The 18,450-nt window shown below is 63.5% G+C and carries 21 protein-coding genes; 4 read left to right on the top strand and 17 right to left on the bottom strand.

Annotated features, from left to right (window positions below; all coding sequences use genetic code 11):
• The first annotated feature begins 132 nt into the window (after nt 1-132).
• A complete protein-coding gene (locus A9D13_RS05890) occupies nt 133-1,212 on the top strand; it encodes a peptidylprolyl isomerase (RefSeq protein ID WP_066771840.1) in 1,080 nt (359 codons plus the stop codon).
• Nucleotides 1,213-1,227: 15 nt separating this feature from the next.
• Here A9D13_RS05890 and A9D13_RS05885 read toward each other — a convergent pair whose 3' ends face one another.
• The 3 genes from A9D13_RS05885 to hemF all read right to left on the bottom strand — a co-directional run bounded on the left by A9D13_RS05885 (nt 1,228) and on the right by hemF (nt 5,869).
• Entirely contained in the window at nt 1,228-3,318 is a 2,091-nt protein-coding gene (locus A9D13_RS05885; RefSeq protein ID WP_066771838.1) for a RelA/SpoT family protein, read from the bottom strand.
• Between the two features lie 122 nt (nt 3,319-3,440).
• Nucleotides 3,441-4,880: a S41 family peptidase gene (locus A9D13_RS05880; protein WP_066771367.1), complete on the bottom strand. Its 1,440-nt coding sequence runs from the start codon at nt 4,878-4,880 to the stop codon at nt 3,441-3,443.
• Between the two features lie 131 nt (nt 4,881-5,011).
• Nucleotides 5,012-5,869: an oxygen-dependent coproporphyrinogen oxidase gene (hemF, locus tag A9D13_RS05875; protein WP_066771364.1), complete on the bottom strand. Its 858-nt coding sequence runs from the start codon at nt 5,867-5,869 to the stop codon at nt 5,012-5,014.
• A 47-nt stretch (nt 5,870-5,916) separates the two neighbouring features.
• Between hemF and pdeM the strand changes: the two genes are divergently transcribed.
• The 3 genes from pdeM (at nt 5,917) to A9D13_RS05860 (ending at nt 8,140) form a co-directional block, all read left to right on the top strand.
• On the top strand, nt 5,917-6,642 hold the full coding sequence (pdeM, locus tag A9D13_RS05870) for a ligase-associated DNA damage response endonuclease PdeM (RefSeq protein ID WP_066771361.1): 726 nt from the start codon (nt 5,917-5,919) through the stop codon (nt 6,640-6,642).
• A 240-nt stretch (nt 6,643-6,882) separates the two neighbouring features.
• Nucleotides 6,883-7,401 (top strand): translation initiation factor IF-3, encoded by a 519-nt coding sequence (infC, locus tag A9D13_RS05865; protein ID WP_082922150.1) that lies wholly within the window; start codon nt 6,883-6,885, stop codon nt 7,399-7,401.
• 73 nt (nt 7,402-7,474) lie between these two features.
• Nucleotides 7,475-8,140, top strand: coding sequence for a tetratricopeptide repeat protein (locus A9D13_RS05860; protein ID WP_066771358.1), 666 nt, complete (start codon nt 7,475-7,477; stop codon nt 8,138-8,140).
• Nucleotides 8,141-8,167: 27 nt separating this feature from the next.
• Here the strand turns inward: A9D13_RS05860 and A9D13_RS05855 are convergent, their stop codons facing one another.
• The 14 genes from A9D13_RS05855 to hisH form a co-directional block, all read right to left on the bottom strand.
• On the bottom strand, nt 8,168-8,713 hold the full coding sequence (locus A9D13_RS05855) for a J domain-containing protein (protein WP_066771357.1): 546 nt from the start codon (nt 8,711-8,713) through the stop codon (nt 8,168-8,170).
• 93 nt (nt 8,714-8,806) lie between these two features.
• Nucleotides 8,807-9,310 (bottom strand): peptidoglycan-associated lipoprotein Pal, encoded by a 504-nt coding sequence (pal, locus tag A9D13_RS05850; RefSeq protein ID WP_082922149.1) that lies wholly within the window; start codon nt 9,308-9,310, stop codon nt 8,807-8,809.
• Nucleotides 9,311-9,429: 119 nt separating this feature from the next.
• A complete protein-coding gene (tolB, locus tag A9D13_RS05845) occupies nt 9,430-10,752 on the bottom strand; it encodes a Tol-Pal system beta propeller repeat protein TolB (RefSeq protein ID WP_229665387.1) in 1,323 nt (440 codons plus the stop codon).
• Between the two features lie 29 nt (nt 10,753-10,781).
• The gene (locus A9D13_RS05840) at nt 10,782-11,618 is read right to left on the bottom strand and encodes a hypothetical protein (RefSeq protein WP_229665385.1); all 837 of its coding nucleotides are present in this window, start codon (nt 11,616-11,618) and stop codon (nt 10,782-10,784) included.
• 3 nt (nt 11,619-11,621) lie between these two features.
• A complete protein-coding gene (locus A9D13_RS05835; protein WP_066771351.1) occupies nt 11,622-12,077 on the bottom strand; it encodes an ExbD/TolR family protein in 456 nt (151 codons plus the stop codon).
• Between the two features lie 3 nt (nt 12,078-12,080).
• On the bottom strand, nt 12,081-12,809 hold the full coding sequence (tolQ, locus tag A9D13_RS05830; protein ID WP_066771349.1) for a protein TolQ: 729 nt from the start codon (nt 12,807-12,809) through the stop codon (nt 12,081-12,083).
• Nucleotides 12,810-12,815: 6 nt separating this feature from the next.
• Nucleotides 12,816-13,334, bottom strand: coding sequence for a YbgC/FadM family acyl-CoA thioesterase (locus tag A9D13_RS05825; RefSeq protein ID WP_082922148.1), 519 nt, complete (start codon nt 13,332-13,334; stop codon nt 12,816-12,818).
• Nucleotides 13,335-13,494: 160 nt separating this feature from the next.
• Nucleotides 13,495-13,884, bottom strand: a complete 390-nt coding sequence (locus A9D13_RS05820; RefSeq protein WP_066771348.1) for a histidine triad nucleotide-binding protein — start codon at nt 13,882-13,884, stop codon at nt 13,495-13,497.
• Nucleotides 13,881-14,210, bottom strand: coding sequence for a phosphoribosyl-ATP diphosphatase (locus A9D13_RS05815; protein ID WP_066771345.1), 330 nt, complete (start codon nt 14,208-14,210; stop codon nt 13,881-13,883). Before A9D13_RS05815 ends, A9D13_RS05820 begins: the two co-directional genes overlap by 4 nt.
• Nucleotides 14,211-14,273: 63 nt before the next feature.
• Nucleotides 14,274-16,001, bottom strand: a complete 1,728-nt coding sequence (locus A9D13_RS05810; RefSeq protein WP_066771344.1) for a cation:proton antiporter domain-containing protein — start codon at nt 15,999-16,001, stop codon at nt 14,274-14,276.
• Nucleotides 16,002-16,039: 38 nt separating this feature from the next.
• Entirely contained in the window at nt 16,040-16,804 is a 765-nt protein-coding gene (gene hisF, locus A9D13_RS05805) for an imidazole glycerol phosphate synthase subunit HisF (protein WP_066771342.1), read from the bottom strand.
• The gene (locus A9D13_RS05800; protein WP_066771339.1) at nt 16,801-17,061 is read right to left on the bottom strand and encodes a hypothetical protein; all 261 of its coding nucleotides are present in this window, start codon (nt 17,059-17,061) and stop codon (nt 16,801-16,803) included. Before A9D13_RS05800 ends, hisF begins: the two co-directional genes overlap by 4 nt.
• Nucleotides 17,058-17,786, bottom strand: a complete 729-nt coding sequence (gene hisA, locus A9D13_RS05795) for a 1-(5-phosphoribosyl)-5-[(5-phosphoribosylamino)methylideneamino]imidazole-4-carboxamide isomerase (protein WP_066771330.1) — start codon at nt 17,784-17,786, stop codon at nt 17,058-17,060. Before hisA ends, A9D13_RS05800 begins: the two co-directional genes overlap by 4 nt.
• Nucleotides 17,783-18,412 (bottom strand): imidazole glycerol phosphate synthase subunit HisH, encoded by a 630-nt coding sequence (gene hisH / locus A9D13_RS05790; RefSeq protein ID WP_066771325.1) that lies wholly within the window; start codon nt 18,410-18,412, stop codon nt 17,783-17,785. The genes hisA and hisH overlap by 4 nt, the downstream gene beginning before the upstream one ends.
• Nucleotides 18,413-18,450: the final 38 nt, after the last annotated feature.

Raw genomic sequence — 18,450 nt, 5'->3', positions numbered from 1 at the left:
AAAAAATTTTGTATCAGCCGTTCGGGTAAGTGAATTTGGCAAATTCGGGTAGGATTGCCCCGAATCAACATAGTTGGTGATTCGCTGCCAAGCCCCTTTTCGATCGCTTGTGCGCTTGCCATCATCGCGGCCATGAACACGACCGCAAAGCTCCTCTCCCGCGCCGCCTGCATCGCCGCTCTCGCTCTTGCTCCGGCCCCTTTGGCATTGGCGCAGGAAGAAAGCGAATTTCCGCCCACTTCGGCAGCTATCGTAAAGGCCGCGCCCGATTCCGCGTGGCAGGAAATCCCGGCCGAAGACCTGCTGGTCATGACGCTGGCCCCCGATTCCTCAGGCAATCCACGCCGGGTCGTGATCCAGCTGATCGACGCCCCGATTTCCGAAAAATGGGTCGCCAATATCCGCACCATGGCGCGCGCGCATTGGTGGGACGGGCTTTCGATCTATCGCTCGGTCGACAACTGGGTCGTGCAATGGGGCGATGGCGAAGAGGACGAGGGAGATCGTACCCGCCCTGCCCGCCCCCTTCCCGATGGCATCGTGCCGACAGCCGAGGAGGATTACACGATTGCGTGGCAACCGGGGCTGACCGGCACGCTGTGGGGCGCGGATGGCCGCCGGGCGGCAGAGGCCGCCGTGAACCCGCGTCAGGACAAGATGGCGGCAAAAGGACCCGATTTCTCGGACCCTTATGCAGAAGCGTTCGGCTATCTGCGGGGCCTACCCATTGCGGCCGAGCTTCAGAACCATGTCGTCACGGATGGCACTGGCATGTCCAACCGGCCCGCGAAGGTCTGGCCCGTCCATTGCTATGCATCGGTCGGCGTGGCGCGTGATCTGTCGCCCGATGCGGGCACCGGGGCGGAACTCTACGCCGTGATCGGCCACGCGCCGCGCGCGCTCGATCGGAACATCGCGGTCGTCGGCAAGGTCATCGACGGGATCGAGCATATGTCGATCCTGCCGCGCGGCACCGCTGCCTTCGGCGTTTATGAGACCGAGGCCGAGCACACGCCTATCATCTCCGTCCGCCTCGCCAGCGAGCTGCCTGACACCGAGCGCCCGCGCTTCCGCTTTCTCGATACCGAGAGCGAGAGCTTTGCCGCCTATGCGGATCGCACGGCCAATCGCTACGATCCGTTCTACCGCGTGCCCGCTGGCGGCGCGGATGTCTGCAATGTCCGCGTGCCGTTGCGCGAGATCGAGGACTAAGCCCGCCGGCCTGCCCTAGATCCGTTCGGCCTGTGCCACCGCATCGCTGGCGCGCAGCGCGCTGATGTTGCGGGTGAGATGCGCAAGGTCGCGCACCTCTATGTCGACGATGTAATGGCCGAACCGCTCGTCCCGCGACTGCAGGGCGAGATGCGAGATGTTGACGTGATTGGCCGCGAAGATTCCGGTCATCTCCGCCAGCGTGCCGGGGCGGTTATAGAGGATGACCTTCAGCCTGCCGGTCGCGCCATCGGTACGCGGGTCCCATGACAGGTCGATCCAGTCCTCACCGCTTTCCTTTGCCAGCGTCAGACAATCGATCGTGTGGACATTTACGATCTTGCCGTCCCTGATCCCGACGATGCGGTCGCCCGGCACCGGGTGGCAGCATTCGGCCAGTTCGAATTCGCTGCCGCGGGTCAGGCCGCGAATGCGCACGCGGCGTTCGGGGGCCTGCCAGAAACTGTCATCGGGCAATTCCGCCGCGCTGCCGGGGACGAGCGCTTCCATCACCTCGCGCTCGGAAATGCGCGCTTCGCCGATGGCATGCATCAGCGTGTCGGCATCGGCCATGTCGAGGCGCTTCAGCGCCGCGTTCAGCGCCTTTTTCCCGACCTTTCCGGGCATGCGGGCGATGATCGATTCGTAAAGGTCCTCGCCCGTTTCGATCGCTTCCTCGCGTTCGCGCAGGCGCACGAAGCGACGGATCGAGGCGCGCGCCTTGGCCGTGGCGACGAAGGACAGCCATGACAATTGCGGCTCTGAATCGTTGCCCTTGATGATCTCGACCACGTCGCCATTAGCCAGCGGCGTACGCAGGGGCATGTGCCGCCCGTTGATCTTCGCCCCCACTGCCTGCGCGCCCAGATCGGTGTGGACGGCAAAGGCGAAATCCACAGGCGTCGCCCCCTTGGGCAGCTGATACAGCGCGCCCTTGGGCGTGAAGGCGAAGATGCGGTCCTGGTAAATGGCGAGCTTCGCGTTCTCCAGCAGCTCTTCGGCGTCCTGCGCCTGATCCAGCACCTCGATCAGGTCGCGCAGCCAGCCGACCTGCCCGTCGGGCGTGGTGCCGCCCTGCTTGTACGCCCAATGCGCGGCAAGGCCGAATTCGTTGGTGCGGTGCATCTCATGCGTGCGGATCTGCACCTCTGCCCGCATGGAATTGCGATAAACCAGCGCAGTGTGAAGCGAGCGATAGCCGTTCGATTTCGGCGTCGAGATATAATCCTTGAATCGCCCCGGGATCATCGGCCAGTTGCGATGGAGGACGCCAAGCGCGCGATAGCAGTCCTCCTCGCTATCGGTCAGGATGCGGAAGGCCATGATGTCGGTGATCTGCTCGAAATTGACGTGGCGCTCGGCCATCTTGCGCCAGATCGAATAGGGGTGCTTTTCGCGTCCCGACACCTCCACCTGCAACCCGGCGTCGGCCAGAACCTGCTTCATGCGATAGGCGATCTCGTCGACCTGCCCACCCTCTTCCGACCGGATCTGCGCCAGCCGCCCGGTAATGGTGGCATAGGCGAGCGGCTCCAGCTGTTCGAAGGCGAGGAGCTGCATCTCGCGCATATATTCATACATGCCCACCCGCTCTGCCAGCGGGGCGTAGATATCCATCGTCTCCCGCGCGATGCGCTGGCGCTTTTCGGGCTTTGAAATGAAATGCAGCGTGCGCATGTTGTGGAGCCTGTCGGCTAGTTTCACGAGCAGGACGCGCAGATCCTCGCTCATGGCCAGCAGGAACTTGCGAAGGTTCTCCGCCGCCCGCTCGTTCTCGGGCATCTGCTCGATCTTCGATAGCTTGGTCACGCCATCGACCAGCCGCGCGACATCGGGGCCGAAATTGCGCTGGATATCGTCGATCGTGGCCAGCGTATCCTCGACCGTGTCGTGGAGCAGCGCGGTGACGATCGTTTCCTGATCGAGCTTCAGGTCGGTCATCAGGCCCGCCACCTCGACCGGATGGCTGAAATACGGATCGCCGCTCGCGCGCTTTTGCGTGCCGTGCTTTTGCACGGTGTACACATAGGCACGGTTCAGCATCGCCTCGTCCGCATCCGGATCGTAGGCTTTCACTCTTTCGACAAGTTCGTATTGGCGCAGCATTTCACGCATGAATTTGGGCGCTAATTGCGCTGGCCGCAACCGCCTATCGCGCCGTTTTCAGCGCATTTCGTGGCGGCGGGCAGCGATTTCGTGCTGCCCGCCGTCCGCAGACCGGCCAAAGCCTAGAACAGGCCGGGAATCTCGATCTGCGCGATATTGGGATTGGCAGCGCGCAGGGGTCGTGCGCCCACCGACAATGCGCCCTGCCCGCCCGTGGCGATGGCCGTGCACGATGCGCCCGCGATCCAGCCGGATGCGGCAGCAATCATGCCCTCTTCGGTCGAACCGAGAGGGTCATAGAAATCATCGTCGGCGCGGCAGGTGGCAGGCATGACGCTTGCCATCCCGTCATAATAATCCGCGCTGCCATCGGCGTTCACCGTGCGGAAGGTTACCGCGCGCAGGCGATCGTCGCATTCGGTCAGGTCGAACGCGAATTGCCCCACCGGCTTGCCATAGGTGTTGCGCCCGACCAGCGCCGTGTCGGTTCCCGAATAGGGGATCTGGGCGTTCATGATCAGCTCCGACGCCGATGCGCTGGCACTCGTACCGATAAAAGCGATGCGGCTGGCGCTGATCGCCGAGGATTGCTGCATGAACAGATAGGTGTCGTTGAGGGAGGACTTGCTTTCACGCAGTTCGAGCGTGGTGAATTCCTCGCCCACGTGATCCTTGTTGAGCAGGGAGCTGAGCACGCCCGCAGTCTGGATCAATCCGCCGCCATTATAGCGAACATCGACGATCACATCGGCAACGCCATCGCTCTTGAACTGGGCAAAGGCGTCGCGCAGCGCAGGCTCTGCCGGTTCGATAAAGGTGCGCAGGTTGATATAACCGATCTTGCCCGATGCGGTGTCCAGCGTCACCGCGCCATAGCGCGGCGAAAGCGGCTCTATCGCATATTCCGCCTTGGTCACGGTCTCGGTCCGTACCGTCCCTTCCCGCGTGCGGAACTGGAAAACCTTTGAATAGCCAGCATTGGAGGGACCGAGGATGTCGACCAGCTCGTCAATGCTCATGTCCGCGACATTGACCAGCGAAGAGGCGCTATCGCCGATGGCGAGGATCTCTGTGCCGCGGTCCATCCCGGCCTTGTATCCGGGCGCGGTCTCATAGGCTTCGCGCAAATAAAGGCGATTGGTCGCAGTCAGCGTGACGAGGATGCCGAAACCGGCGGTCAGGCCGCTTTCGTAATAGGCCTCTTCATCCTCGATCGAGGTGAGATAGGTCCAGCGATCCTTGCCCTGCTGCTGCGCCGGTTTGGTCAGCGCATCGATATAGCCCTGCACCGTGTTGTAATTGGCAGCGTTTACCGATGTGTCGAGAAGGTCCGGAAACAGATACCACTCCTCCAGCTGATCGCGCACCCAGGCCTGCCGTGCCGATAGCGAGCAGCTGGCAGTCGGCGTCGGGCTGGGCGTGGGCGACGGGCTGGGCGTCACCGTGACCGGACTGCCGCTGCCCCCCGATCCGCCGCCACCGCCGCAGCCGCTTGCCACCAGCGTCATCGCGATCGCGCCGGTCAGGTTCGCGGCCAGCCGCGCATTGCCAAACAATGTCATGTAATCTGCGTCCCCAAATTCCGTCCCGCCGAAGGATTAGCAGAACCGGCCGCAAGTCCCAAGCTTGCGCCGGGCAACTATCTGCCAATCGGGGATTAAATTGATCTGAACAGGAAGGGGCGCTTTATGGATCAGCTCCACGCGGCTTCGGGCGGAAGGCTCATCAGGATCGCATCGATATTGCCGCCGGTCTTCAGGCCGAAAAGCGTGCCGCGATCATAAACGAGGTTGAATTCGGCATAGCGCCCGCGCCATTCCAGCATGCGCTGGCGGTCCTCGGCGCTCCATTCGCTGTTCATGCGGCGACGCACGATGCGCGGGAAGGACGACAGGAACGCCTCACCCACGGCGCGGGTGAAGGCGAAATTGGCATCGAAGCCCGCACGGTCGCCGCATTCGAGATGGTCGTAGAAAATGCCCCCCACGCCGCGATGCACGCTCCGGTGCGGGATGAAGAAATAATCATCCGCCCATTCCTTGTAGCGCTCATAGTAATCGGCGCCGTGCGGATCGCAGGCCGCCTTCATCGCGGCATGGAATTCGGCCGTGTCCTCGTCATAGGGAATCGGCGGATTGAGATCGGCGCCGCCGCCGAACCAGCTCTTCTGCGTGGTGAGGAAGCGCGTGTTCATATGGACGGCAGGCACATGCGGGTTCGCCATGTGGGCAACAAGGCTGATGCCGGTGGCTGTGAACTCGGGATGCTCTTCGCTTGCGCCGTTGATGCTGGCAGCGAATTGCGGAGCGAACCGGCCATGCACCGTCGAGACATTGACGCCGACCTTTTCGAAGACCTTGCCCTTCATCAGGCCGCGGGTGCCGCCGCCGGGGTTGTCGTTTCCTTCCTCCTCGCGGCTCCAGGGCGTATATTCAAAGCTCGCATCGCTGCCGGCCTCGCGTTCGATCGCCTCGAATTCGGCGCAGATGCGGTCGCGCAGGGTTTCAAACCAGTTGCGCGCTTCGCTCGTCTCTTTTGTCCACTCGTTCATGGCAGCAGCGCTTGCCAAACCGTGGGCGCGGCGGCAATAGCATTCGCATGGTTCCCGTTTCGTTCACCCCACTGGAATTCGCCGGACAGGAATGGCGCATGATCGCCGACGGCGGCGCAGGCCGCGCCCTTTACTGGGAGCGGGAGAACGCGCTGGTGGTGGCCGATCTCCATCTGGAAAAGGCGAGCTTTTACGCCAAGGCCGGTCAGATGCTGCCCCCCTATGACAGCCGCGAAACGCTGGAACGGGTTGCCGCCGCCGTCAGGGCGACCGGGGCGCGGCGCGTGTTCACGCTGGGTGACAATTTCCATGATGCGGATGGACCAGCAAGGCTGGAGCCGCATGCGCGCGGCATGCTCGATGCGCTGACGCGCTCGCTGGACTGGGTCTGGGTCACCGGCAATCACGATGAAAAGGATGGCGAGGCGGACGCACCGGGCGGCACGCAGCTCGCCGAACTGGAAGTGGGCGGCATGATCCTGCGCCACATGGCCCGCCCCGGCGAAGTGCGGCCCGAACTGTCCGGCCATTTCCACCCGCGCCTGCAATTGTCGATGCGCGGGCGGCGAATCGTGCGGCCCTGCGCGGTGATCGCGGGCGGCGGCAATACAGGTGGCCGCATGGTGCTTCCCGCCTGCGGCGCACTGACCGCGGGCATGAACGCCGGCGACCCGGCAATCGTGTCGGCCATGCAGCCCGCGCGGGAGATCGAGGCGGTGGTCCCGGCCGCCGGACGTTTGCTGCGTTTTCCGCTGTGGAGCGCAGCGGCTTGATTTCGCGAGATTAAGAGCCATCTTGGCAGTGAGGCAGCGCGGAACGCGCCCCATTACCCGTGCGTTGCCCCTTTATATCCGCCGCGATTGGCGATAAGAGCGCGCACCGGGTGCGGAGTCCTTGAGAGGGGACACCATTCCCACATCTTTCAGATCGGTACGATATTCGTCCCGGCAACACGTTTATTCTTTCAGGCTATTTTAGGAGAAGGCCCCATAGCACGTCCCCCCCGTCGCAGTTTGCAACCGCCGGTCAAGAGCGGGCCGCGATACAATAATATGATCCAGGTCGATAAGGTTCGCGTCATCGATGATGAGGGCGAAAACCTCGGGGTGATGTACACGCGTGAGGCCATCGATCGCGCAGCGGAAGTCGGACTTGACCTTGTAGAAGTCTCGCCCAGCGCCGATCCGCCAGTCTGCAAGTTCCTCGACGTCGGCAAGTACCGGTATGAGGCCCAGAAAAAGGCCAATGCCGCGCGCAAGACGCAAAAGACGCAGGAACTCAAAGAGATCAAGATGCGTCCCAACATCGATGACCACGACTACGACGTTAAGATGCGTAACGTGAACAAGTTCATCGAGAATGGCGACAAGGTGAAGCTGACCCTGCGTTTCCGCGGTCGTGAGCTTTCGCATCAGGAACTTGGCATGAATCTCCTCAAGCGCGTCCAGGAAGACGTCGAGGAAATCGCCAAGGTCGAGGCCTATCCCCGTATGGAAGGCCGCCAGATGCTGATGGTGCTGGCCCCCAAATAACTTCCCATTCTGACGCTTGGCTGAGCGTCATGGTCACGGAATGTAAAGCATCGCGCCCTATAAACCGGGCGCGATGCATTGTGACTGGTTCAATAATCGCGAGTGGGACGCACGCGCGCAGGCCGATTTCCGGCTGCGGCTTTCGCGCGCCCGCGACGATCGCGCCTTTTACCTTGGCCAGAAAGCCGGGGCCATTGCCGAACATTTCCCGGAAGACGCGATAAAGCTTTATGACGAGCAGATCGCCGCGGCCGCCTATGAGGACGAGATCGTCCCTGCCCTGCACGCGCAGGCGATGATTCATTTCCGCGCGGGCGATTTCCCGGCGATGTTCGCCTGCTTCGAACGCGCAATCGAGGTGGGGGGCGAATTCACCGCCATTGCCGCGATCACCGATTACTGTTCAGCCGTGGGGCTGCTGCGCGATGAAAGCCGGTATGCGCGCGCCCTTGCATGGCTCGACCATCTGGACGAACGCGCGATGGCGCAGCTAGGCCATCCCTTCGTGGGCTTTGCCGCCAGTGCCGCGCGTGCTTTTATCTGCTGGCAGCAGGGCGAACGCGACCGCGCTGCCGCATGCGCACGGGAAGCTCTCGAATTGTCGGTGGCCGATGATAACGCGCCCGGCCTGCCCTGCCTTGGCGCCGCGCCGCGCCCGCCCAGCCCGGTCCATGACCGGCTGCTGGTGATCGCGGGAATGTGGGATGAGGATAATCTGGGACCTGCCCCAGAGGCCTGAAGACCGGCCTGAAGACTGGCCTGAAGCTCAGCCTTCAGGGTAACCTTGCCATGTGCGGCGTTCCTCCGCCGCGCGCAGCACTTCATAGGCGAGCTGGAGCTTGTGGAACTCCTTGGCTGCCTCTTCGTCGCCCGGTTTCACATCGGGGTGCACGACCTTGGCCTTGTTGCGCCATGCTTTCTTGATGGTCGCGAAATCGACGTCATATTCAAGATCGAGCACGTCCAGAGCGTTGATCTCGTCCTTCGACCGCGAACCATCGCCCGATCCCGTCCAGCCGTAATGGGCGGACTGCTGATACCCGGCATTGGTCGAATTTTCGGATGCCGCGCGGGCCGCCGCCTCTTCCTTGTCCAGACCTGCGAAATAGTCCCAGCCCTTGTTATATTCGGCGGCATGGGCCTGGCAGAAATACCAGCGTTCCGGGCTGTTGGGCGATTTCGGTGCGGGGCAATCGCCCGGCTCCTCGCACCCGTGACGATCGCACAGGCGCACGGTCTGCGCTTCGCGTCCGGCTTCATAGCCGCGCCAGCGGGGAAAACCCCAGTCAACGGATCTCTTGGAACGGGCCATCAGCTAACGGGCGATACAGGTATATGACGACAGGGTCGAGGGGTGATCGGGGCGACCGCGACGGGCCGCCCCTTTCACACGTGGACAGTTCGATTACTGGATCGTCACGGTCACCGCACGGCGGTTCTGCGCCCATGCAGCTTCGTTCGAGCCAAGCGCGACCGGGCGTTCCTTGCCATAGCTCACGACCGAGATGCGGCCAGCCGGAATGCCAAGCCCGACCAGGTAGTTCTTGGCGGCATTGGCGCGGCGTTCGCCCAGCGCGAGGTTATATTCGCGGGTGCCGCGTTCGTCGGCATGACCCTCGATGGTAACCTGCTTGTTCGGATACTGCATCAGCCACTGCGCCTGGCTCTGCAGGATCGCCATGTCGGCGCTGTCGATGCTGTATTCATCGGTGTCGAAATAGACGCGGTCCGACGAAACCGAAGCGATGAAGTCTTCCTGGCTGCCGGGAACCGGGCCGGAGGGCGCGGGCGTCGGCGCCGGGGTCGGCGTGCTGGTCGGTTCGGGGGGAAGTTCGTCGGGGGTCGACTTACAGGCACCCAGCGCGAGCGTGCTGGCGGCCATGAGGAGGACAACGGACTGGCGGTTCATAAGGGGCATTACAACGGCTCCTTCAAAGACGCCGACGGGCAGGACGCCCGCCGGTTTCGGGTTACGATTTCACCGCGTGTGCGACCCGATTGGCACGCGGCATTAACAGGACAACGCAGTTAGGGCAGAACCGGTCCCCAAGCGGGGTCGGATGCGTCCTCGGGGGTTTCCAGCTTGCGCAAATGGCTTCCGGTCAGGTCGACCTGCCACAGGCTGGTTTTGCCAGTATTCCGTTCCGTGCGGAAGAACTGGACGATGCGGCCATTCGGGCTCCAGGTCGGAGCCTCGTCCTGCCAGCTATTGGTCAAATGGCGCATATTGCGGCCATTCGGGCTCATCACCGCGACACGCAGGTCGCCGGCAATATGGGTAAAGGCGATCTGGTCGCCGCGCGGGCTCCATTCGGGCGTCGCCGCGCGGCCGCCGAAAAAGCTGATGCGGTGCTGGTCGGAACCGTCGGCGTTCATCACATAGATCTGCTGACTGCCCGAACGGTCGGATTCAAACGTGATCCGCCTGCCATCGGGCGAGTACGATCCGCCGATGTCGATGCCCGGACTGCTGGTCAGCTTGACCGGCGTGCCGCCACCTGCCGAAGACACGCGATAGATATCCGTATTGCCCGAAACCGCCATGGAATAGAGGATGTAGCGGCCATCAGGCGACCAGCGCGGGGCAAAGGTCGGACTCTTGCTTTCGGTCACGAGATGCTGGCGGCCCGATGCGATGTCATAGACATAGATGCGCGGATTGCCGTCGCTGTAGGACAGATAGGCGATCTTCGAATAATCGGGCGAATAGCGCGGCGTCAGCGCCGAGGACGAGCCGCTGGTGATGAAGCGATGGTTCGCGCCATCCGAATCCATGATGGCCAGACGCTTGCGGCGGTTACCCTTGGGCCCCGTCTCGGCGATATAGGCGATGCGGCTGTCGAAGAACGGGTCTTCGCCCGACAGGCGCGAATAGATCATGTCGGCGCATTTATGCGCGGCGCGGCGCCAGTCGGCAGGCGAGACAACATAGCCTTCGCGCACCAGTTCGCTGCCCAGCTGTACGTCATAGAGATAGCAGCCCACCGTCAGCTGGTTGTTGGCTGCCGCCTTCACGAAACCGTGCACCAGCATGTCGGTGCCAAGCGGGCTCCAGCGCGCGAATTGCGGGTTGGTCGCTTCGGGGAAAGTGATCTTGGGCAGGGCATCCGGGCCGACGGGGCGGAACAAGCCGTTGTTCTTGAGATCGGCGGTGATCACGCGGGCGAGTTCGACGCCAAGCTTCGTCGTCGTCTGCGGCGATGCGGGGGTCGGCTGTTCGACATCGGTCGGGAACGCGGGGATCGCGATGCCTAGGTCCTGCCACTCGCTTTCGTCGGTGACAGTACCGACCAGCACGCCATCGTCCTGTGCCAAAGCGGGGCTCGCCAAGGCGACGAGCACGATAGTCATCGTGGCTTTGGATAGCGTTTTCAACATCCTCAAAGTCTCCGGTCAAAGCTGAAACGTGCGCGCTTCCAGCTGTCATAATATTGATCTGGCAAATCGAACGGCGCGGCGAGCTGAATCGCCCGGATGGCCAATTCGGCATGCCGCCCCTTCTGGGCTGCGTTCGCGTCGGTCACACCGGACTGGGACACGATGACCGGCCTGCCCCGAAGCGAACCGTCGCGGTTCATCTGCCATTCGACGATCGTGACCAGCTTGTCCGTATCGACGCCTTGCGGCGCGGTCCAATGCGGGCGAAGCTGGCGGCTGATCGCGCTCACCAGGCTCGATGCGACCTCCGGCCCCGCCTTTTCGGCAGGCTGATCGTTATCGGACCCCGTCCCGCCAGTGCCCGCAAGGAAGTCCGAACCAAGACGGCTGCCCTGCGATTTCGCCGGCTCGCGGTCGGCAGGCTTCGCGGGCGTCGGCTTGGGCGGGGTCGGTTTCGGCGCGGCCTTGGGCGCAGGGGTCGGCGACGGGCGGGGCGTGGGTGCGGGCGCAGGCTGCGCCAGCGGGCTTGGCGTCGCTTGCGGCGCGGTCACCTGTTCGGCAGGCGGCGTGACTTCCCCGATCTCCGCGCCCACGGACGGCGCAGGGTCGGCCATCGGGTTGGGCGACACCGATTCAAGCGCGATATTGTCGGAGACCGTGACCGCGATCCGCTCGGGCGGCTTGATCGGGGTCGACTGCCCGTCAAAGATCAGCAGCCCCGCCACCAGCACGACATGGGCCGCGATCGCAACGCCCAGCCCCCAGCGCTCTTCACGCCCGAAAGCGGACGTGTCGGCGGTGTCGGGATAAGGCGTGGCGACTGCGCGCATGGATGCCATGGGCTATGGGCTTTCCGATGAACCGTGGGTGACCAGCGAAATCTGGCGGAAGCCCGCAGCATTAAGCGCGCCCATAACAGCGACGACGCGGCCATAATCCAGCGCCCTGTCCGCGCGCAGCACGACCGGCGGGGCATTGACCGAACCGGGGGGCGAAATCGCGCCCAGCCGCTCGATGAAGGCCCCTGCGGGCACGCGTTCCTCACCAATATAGATCAGGCCCTGTTCGTCGAGCGAGACGCTGATCTGGCGGTCCTCGTTCTCAAGCGAATCGGCCTGGCTGTCAGGCAGGTCTACGGGAACGCCAGCGACCATCAGCGGTGCGGCGACCATGAAGATGATCAGCAGTACCAGCATCACGTCGACCATCGGCGTGACATTGATTTCGGCCATGGGCGAACGGCCGCCACGGCCCCGCCGCCCACGCCCGCCGCCTGCAGAGGAAAGCTTCGCGCCCATCCCTTACATCCGCTCCAGTTCGCGGCTGAGCGATGCGTTGAGCTTGTCGGCGAAGCGATAGAGCTTCGTCTCGAAACTGTTCACGCGGAAGGAAAAACGGTTGTACGCGATGACCGCCGGGATCGCGGCGAACAGGCCGATGGCGGTGGCGAACAAGGCCTCCGAAATGCCCGGTGCCACCACGGCGAGCGAAGTGTTCGACTGCGCGCCGATCTGGAAAAAGCTGTTCATGATCCCCCACACCGTGCCGAACAGGCCGACGAAGGGTGCGACCGAACCGACCGTGGCAAGAAAGTTGAGCCGCGCTGCCAGACGGTCGCTTTCCAGCGTGACCGCGGCGTCCATCGCCTGGCTGATGCGGCTGCGCGCGCCGTCGCGATCGGCCACGCCCTTTTCAGTCGATGCGCGCCATTCGGCCAGCCCCGCCTCTGCCACGTTGCGTGAGGGAAGTTCACCGTCGATGCTGGCGATCAGCGCATCGGGATTGTCGCTGCGCCAGAAATTCTTTTCGAAATGGCGGTTCTTCGAATCCAGCTTGCCCACCTTCATCGAGAACGAGACGATGATCGCCCACACCCAGACCGAGGCGAGGATCAGGCCCAGCATCACGATCTGCACGACGATATCGGCATCGAGGAACAGCTGCAGCGGATCGAGATGCGTCGGCGCTGCCGTGGCGGTCGAAGGCGGTATGGCGGCCGCGAGAAGCGAGATTGTGGCGGTGGCGGTCATCGTGTCTCAGGCTTTTCCAATTGCGGTTGCCGGGGCGTCATGCCCTGCGGCAGATGAAAGTGTGTTGAATGCATCCACCCATGCGGCGGGCTGGCGGCGCGGGCGGCCATCGGGCGATACGAAACCGACGCGCACATCCATTTCGGCCAGCAGACCGCCATCGCGAAACGCCCGCTGGTTGAGGCGGCAGGATGCCTTACCTATCTGCACGCTGCGGGTTTCGATCAGCACCTCGTCATCCAGCTTCGCCGGGGCGGCATAGCGGATATTGAGGTCGGTGACGGCATAGGCGCCCTCGCCCGCCTCATGCGCGGCGCGCTGATCGATATCGAGCAGGCGCAGCAGATCCGACCGCGCGCGTTCGAACCAGCGCAGGTAATTGGCGTGATAGACGACGCCCGACAGGTCGGTATCTTCGAAATAGGCTCGCACCGCGTAATAATGCACGCCGCGCAGGATTGATCCTCCGGCAGGCCGGGGCAAGTCGTCTGTCGGGGCGAGAGGCGAGGGTTCGTCCGGGCTCATGGGTGCGGGCGTCATAGACGAGCCGCGATTCGTCGCACAAGCCGGGTTCCCGCGGAAAACCACCGAATATCGCGCCCGCAGCACGGATTGACGGTGAATAAGCGATATTGTCCCCAGCCTGGAACGCGGTTCCCGAAAAGGGACGCAAAAGTTTAGCCGGTTATTCCGGCGTCAACATCGGCCCCATCACCCTTCCGCCCATCAGATGGACATGGATATGCGGCACGATCTGCCCACCATTGGGGCCGATATTATTTATGAGGCGATAGCCTTCCTCCACCAGTCCCAGCTGACGCGCGACCTTGCCGACGGCGCGGATGAAGCCGGCGATTTCCTCTGCCGGGGCCTTTTCGGAAAAATCGTCCCAGCTGACATAGCCGTTCTTCGGGATCACCAGCACGTGGATCGGCGCGACCGGCGCGATGTCATTGAAGGCATAAGCCCACTCGTCCTCGTACACCTTGGTCGAGGGGATCTCGCCGCGCAGGATCTTGGCGAAGATGTTTTCGGGATCGTAAGGCTTGGTCGGATCGACAGGGGTCAGGCTCATTTCGGCTCCCTCGACAGCTTTTCCTCGATACCCGACATGCCTTCGCGGCGGGCGAGTTCGTTCAGCGCATCGGCGATCGTCAGGTCCCGCGCAGACAGCAGCACGCACAAGTGGAAGATCACATCGGCGGCTTCGCCCACCAGTTCCTCGTCACTTCCGGCGAGAGCGGCGACGACGGTCTCCACCGCCTCTTCGCCCAGCTTGCGGGCGATATAGTCGGGGCCGCGGTCGAAGAGCTTCGCCACATAGCTCGTTTCCGGGTCGCCGCCCTTGCGGCTTTCGATGGTGGCGGCAAGGCTCGCCAGGATTTCGCTGGTCTTCGTCATCACCTTACCGGATCTGGACAGTTGACGGGGAAATAGCAACGGACAGCATCAGCGTTCCACATCTCAACTGTGTGAACCGGGGACATACATATGATCCATGCCCGACCGGACATCGCCTGATTCGATCTGCATCTTCAGCCGTTCCATGTCGGCCTTGCGATAGGCGGCCTCGGCTTCCTCCACATTGCTTTCACTGCCGCCCAGTTCGCGCAGCGCCAGCCGCGCCATTTTCAGCGCGGATTCGTAAACCTCGCGCACGACGGTGTCATTTTCGCCGGGCTTCATCTTGATGACGCTGCGCCGGTCATAGGCGCGCACGAATATTTCGGCCTTGGGGAATGCGCCGTGCACTTCGGTCAACAATGCGTGATCGATCTGGTCGCCATCAATGCAGAACAGGATCGCCTCGGCCTCCCCCGCGCCTGCCTGCCGCAGCAGGTCCATGCGCGTGCCATTGCCGAAATAGACCTTCGCCCCGAATTCGGCGGCGACGTCGATCTGTTCGATATCGCTGTCGATGACGGTCAGGCCGATCTTGGCGGCGGCAAGCGTCTGCGCGACGGTCTGGCCAAAGCGGCCATAGCCGACGACCAGCGCGCTGGCCCCTTCGTTCACCGGGCCTTCGCGCTCTTCGCCGTCTTTTGCGGGCGCCTTGCGGATGTTGGCGGTGAATTTCATCAGGAACGGCGTGGTCGCCATCGACAGGGTGACAATGGCGGTGAACAGGCTCGACGCTTCGGAACTGATCAACAGGCCCTGTTCAGCGGCGGAGAACAGGACGAAGCCGAATTCGCCGCCCTGGCTCAGCAGCAGGCCCAGCGCCAGCGCGCTCCTCCACTGCATCTTCGCGATCAGGCCGATGAGGAAGATCACGCCGGTCTTGGCCGTAATCAGCAGCACTGCGCCGATCAGCACGAAGAAAGGGCGCTCCGCAATGGCCTGCAGGTCGAGCACCATGCCCACGGCCAGGAAGAACAGACCAAGCAGGATGGAGCGGAAGGGCTCCACATCGGCTTCCAGCTCGTGCCGGAATGGCGAGCTGGCCAGCATCACGCCCGCCACGAATGCGCCCAATGCGGTCGACAGGCCCAGCCATGCCATCAGCGCCGCCGATCCGATCACCGCGAACAATCCGGCGACCACGAACATCTCGCGCTCCCCCAGATTGCCGATCAGCTTGAGCAGGGGGCGCAGCAGGAACGCGCCTGCCAGCACCAGCCCGGCGACAGCAGCCACCGTCATCAGGCCCAGCTGCCAACCCGGAGGTCCCGCTTGCTCCGCCGGATTGCGGCTTAGCGCGGCGACGATGGTGATGAGCGGAATGATCGAGAGATCCTGAAACAGCAGGATCGCGAAGGCGCGTTCACCGAACGGCGTTTTCATGCGGCCCGCCGATTGCAGCATCGGCAGCACCTGCGCGGTGGAAGACAGCGCCAGCGGCAGACCCAGCGCCAGCACGGCGGCAAAGGTGAAGCGCGTCGTCAGTGCGGCGATCGCCACGATCGCTACGGCGCACAGCCCCACCTGCGCAAAGCCCAATCCGAAGATTTCCTTGCGCATGCGCCACAAACGCTGCGGCGCCAGTTCCAGCCCGACGACGAACAGCAGGAAAGTAATGCCAAGCTCTGCAAAATGGAGCTTGTCCTCGGCATCGCCCGCCAGACCCAGAACCTGCGGCCCGACGACCACGCCCGCCAGCAGATAGCCCAGCGTCGCCCCCAGCCCCAGCCTGCGGAACAGGAGAACGAAACCCAATGCAAAGCCAAGGAGCACGAAGCCCTCGACCAGCATCCCGGCGCTACCGCCTGTTTCTTCCAATATCTTTGATCCTATGCGCGGGCGGGAAGGCCTGCATCCCGTAAGGCGGCATGCGCCTCGGCAATGGAATGCGTGCCAAAGTGAAAGATCGATGCGGCAAGCACGGCGCTGGCATGGCCCTTGGTCACGCCTTCGACCAGATGGTCGAGATTGCCGACCCCGCCGCTGGCGATCACCGGCACCGATACTGCATCGGCAATGGTGCGGGTCAGGGCAAGGTCATAGCCCGCCTTCGTCCCGTCGCCATCCATAGAGGTCACGAGCAGTTCGCCCGCGCCCAGATCGGCGAGTTTCTTTGCATGTTCCAGCGCGTCGATCCCGGTCGGCTTGCGCCCGCCGTGGGTGAAGATTTCCCAGCGGTCCTCGCCCGCTACCCGCCGCGCATCGACCGAGGCGACCACGCATTGCGCGCCGAAACGGTCCGCGATCTCGCCCACCAGTTCGGGCCGGGCGACGGCGGCGGAATTGACCGCCACCTTGTCCGCGCCTGCCAGCAGCAATGCGCGCGCATCATCGACGGAACGCACGCCCCCGCCCACGGTCAGCGGCATGAAGCAGACCTGAGCCGTTCGCCGCACGATATCGACCAGCGTGCCGCGCCCTTCATGGGTGGCGGAAATGTCGAGGAAGCAAAGCTCGTCCGCGCCTGCCGCATCATAGGCGCGGGCCTGTTCTACCGGGTCGCCCGCATCGATCAGATCGACGAAATTCACGCCCTTGACCACGCGGCCCTCGGCCACGTCGAGACAGGGGATGACGCGGATGCGGACGGTCATGGCTGGGGCGCCTCGATAATGATCTGGAATTCCCTCTCACGCGTCTGGGCAGGTGCATGCGCGGTCAGCGCCACGGCGAACATCGCCAAAGCGAGCATCGCCGCGCCTTCGAACGCAAGAAGGGACCAATAACGCAGCGGCGTTTCCATCCGGCCAAGGCTGACATGCGCCAGCGCGACATGCTGCCGCCGCAAATCCGACAGCAGCAGCGACCCGAACACGGCCGCAAGCGCGGTAAAGAGCAGGACCTCGATCACGCCCGCGCCGCCATGGCCAGCGCGGCGGCCAGATCCAGCCGCCCGTCATAGATCGCGCGGCCCGTGATCACGCCCTCGATCCCGTCGGGCGCGTGGAGCGAGAGGATGTGGATGTCATCGAGCCCCTTAACCCCGCCGCTGGCAATCACCGGCATGTCGGTGGCGCGCGCCAGATCGACCGTGGCGTCAATATTGCAGCCCTTGAGCATGCCGTCGCGCCCGATATCGGTGAAGAGCAGGCTGGCGACGCCCGCATCCTCGAACCGGCGGGCGAGGTCGACGACGGGCACATCGGACAGTTCCGCCCAGCCCTCGGTCGCGACCATGCCGTCGCGCGCGTCGACCGCGACGACGATGCCGCCCGGAAATTCCTTGGCCATGTCCTTGACGAACTGCGGGTCCTTCAACGCGGCGGTGCCCATGACGATGCGGGAAACGCCCAGATCGAACCAGCCCTCCACTGCTTCGCGCGTGCGGATACCGCCGCCGAGCTGAACATGGCCGGGAAAGCTTTTGAGGATGCCCTCGACCGCGTCGCGGTTTTCCGCCTTGCCCGCAAAGCTGCCGTCCAGATCGACGACATGCAGGTGCATCGCGCCCGCCTCGGCAAATATGGCGGCCTGCGCGGCGGGATCGTCACCGTAAACGGTGGCGCGGTCCATGTCCCCTTCGGCAAGGCGGACGACCTGACCGCCCTTGAGGTCGATGGCAGGAAATACGATCATGGCTTCCAGTCCAGAAAACGTGACAAAAGATCGATGCCGTAGGCCTGGCTCTTTTCCGGGTGGAACTGCACGCCAAGCAGATTGTCGCGCGCGACCGCGGCGGTGATGGCCCCGCCATGGTCGGTGATCGCGGCGATGTCGCGCCCGTTGTCGGCAACATAATGGAAGGAGTGGAGGAAATAGGCCTCCCCCTCGTCGATCAGGCTGGCGCCATCGTGATGCGGCAGGTGGCACACATCGTTCCAGCCCATGTGCGGCACCTTGATCGCGGGATCGGTGATCTCGATTTCGCGAACCTCGCCGGGGATCCAGTCGAGCCCCTTGTGCACGCCGAATTCGATGCCGCGCGTCGCCAGAAGCTGCATGCCGACGCAGATGCCAAGGAACGGTACCCCGCCTTCCAGCACCGCCTCCTCCATCGCATCGATCATGCCGGGAATGCCGCGCAGGGCCTTCGCGCAGGAGCCGAAGGCGCCCACGCCCGGCAGCACCACGCGTTCCGCCTGCCGCACGACCTCGGGATCGGATGTCACCATGATCCGTTCCGCACCCGCCTTTTTCAGCGCGTTCTCGACCGAATGGAGGTTACCCGCTCCGAAATCGATGAGGGCCAATCCGTCTTTCATTGAAAGCCTTCTCCAAAGCCCGGCATACCAGCTGTCAC

This window comes from Croceicoccus mobilis, assembly GCF_001661965.1.
Lineage (GTDB): Bacteria > Pseudomonadota > Alphaproteobacteria > Sphingomonadales > Sphingomonadaceae > Croceicoccus > Croceicoccus mobilis.
The sequence above is the reverse complement of the archived record's forward strand: the minus strand, read 5'-3'. Positions and strand labels throughout refer to the sequence as shown.

Excerpts from the sequence above, each read along its gene's own strand:
- A9D13_RS05890 (WP_066771840.1), top strand. The coding sequence starts at position 133 with ATGAACACGACCGCAAAGCTCCTCTCCCGCGCCGCCTGCATCGCCGCT.
- A9D13_RS05880 (WP_066771367.1), bottom strand. The coding sequence starts at position 4,880 with ATGACATTGTTTGGCAATGCGCGGCTGGCCGCGAACCTGACCGGCGCG.
- pdeM (WP_066771361.1), top strand. The coding sequence starts at position 5,917 with ATGGTTCCCGTTTCGTTCACCCCACTGGAATTCGCCGGACAGGAATGG.
- A9D13_RS05810 (WP_066771344.1), bottom strand. The coding sequence starts at position 16,001 with ATGCTGGTCGAGGGCTTCGTGCTCCTTGGCTTTGCATTGGGTTTCGTT.
- A9D13_RS05885 (WP_066771838.1), bottom strand. The coding sequence starts at position 3,318 with ATGCTGCGCCAATACGAACTTGTCGAAAGAGTGAAAGCCTACGATCCG.
- hisF (WP_066771342.1), bottom strand. The coding sequence starts at position 16,804 with ATGACCGTCCGCATCCGCGTCATCCCCTGTCTCGACGTGGCCGAGGGC.
- hisH (WP_066771325.1), bottom strand. The coding sequence starts at position 18,412 with ATGAAAGACGGATTGGCCCTCATCGATTTCGGAGCGGGTAACCTCCAT.
- tolQ (WP_066771349.1), bottom strand. The coding sequence starts at position 12,809 with ATGACCGCCACCGCCACAATCTCGCTTCTCGCGGCCGCCATACCGCCT.
- A9D13_RS05815 (WP_066771345.1), bottom strand. The coding sequence starts at position 14,210 with ATGACGAAGACCAGCGAAATCCTGGCGAGCCTTGCCGCCACCATCGAA.
- A9D13_RS05840 (WP_229665385.1), bottom strand. The coding sequence starts at position 11,618 with ATGGCATCCATGCGCGCAGTCGCCACGCCTTATCCCGACACCGCCGAC.
- tolB (WP_229665387.1), bottom strand. The coding sequence starts at position 10,752 with ATGACTATCGTGCTCGTCGCCTTGGCGAGCCCCGCTTTGGCACAGGAC.
- A9D13_RS05820 (WP_066771348.1), bottom strand. The coding sequence starts at position 13,884 with ATGAGCCTGACCCCTGTCGATCCGACCAAGCCTTACGATCCCGAAAAC.
- pal (WP_082922149.1), bottom strand. The coding sequence starts at position 9,310 with ATGAACCGCCAGTCCGTTGTCCTCCTCATGGCCGCCAGCACGCTCGCG.
- hisA (WP_066771330.1), bottom strand. The coding sequence starts at position 17,786 with ATGATCGTATTTCCTGCCATCGACCTCAAGGGCGGTCAGGTCGTCCGC.
- A9D13_RS05835 (WP_066771351.1), bottom strand. The coding sequence starts at position 12,077 with ATGGGCGCGAAGCTTTCCTCTGCAGGCGGCGGGCGTGGGCGGCGGGGC.
- A9D13_RS05825 (WP_082922148.1), bottom strand. The coding sequence starts at position 13,334 with ATGAGCCCGGACGAACCCTCGCCTCTCGCCCCGACAGACGACTTGCCC.
- A9D13_RS05855 (WP_066771357.1), bottom strand. The coding sequence starts at position 8,713 with ATGGCCCGTTCCAAGAGATCCGTTGACTGGGGTTTTCCCCGCTGGCGC.
- A9D13_RS05860 (WP_066771358.1), top strand. The coding sequence starts at position 7,475 with ATGCATTGTGACTGGTTCAATAATCGCGAGTGGGACGCACGCGCGCAG.
- hemF (WP_066771364.1), bottom strand. The coding sequence starts at position 5,869 with ATGAACGAGTGGACAAAAGAGACGAGCGAAGCGCGCAACTGGTTTGAA.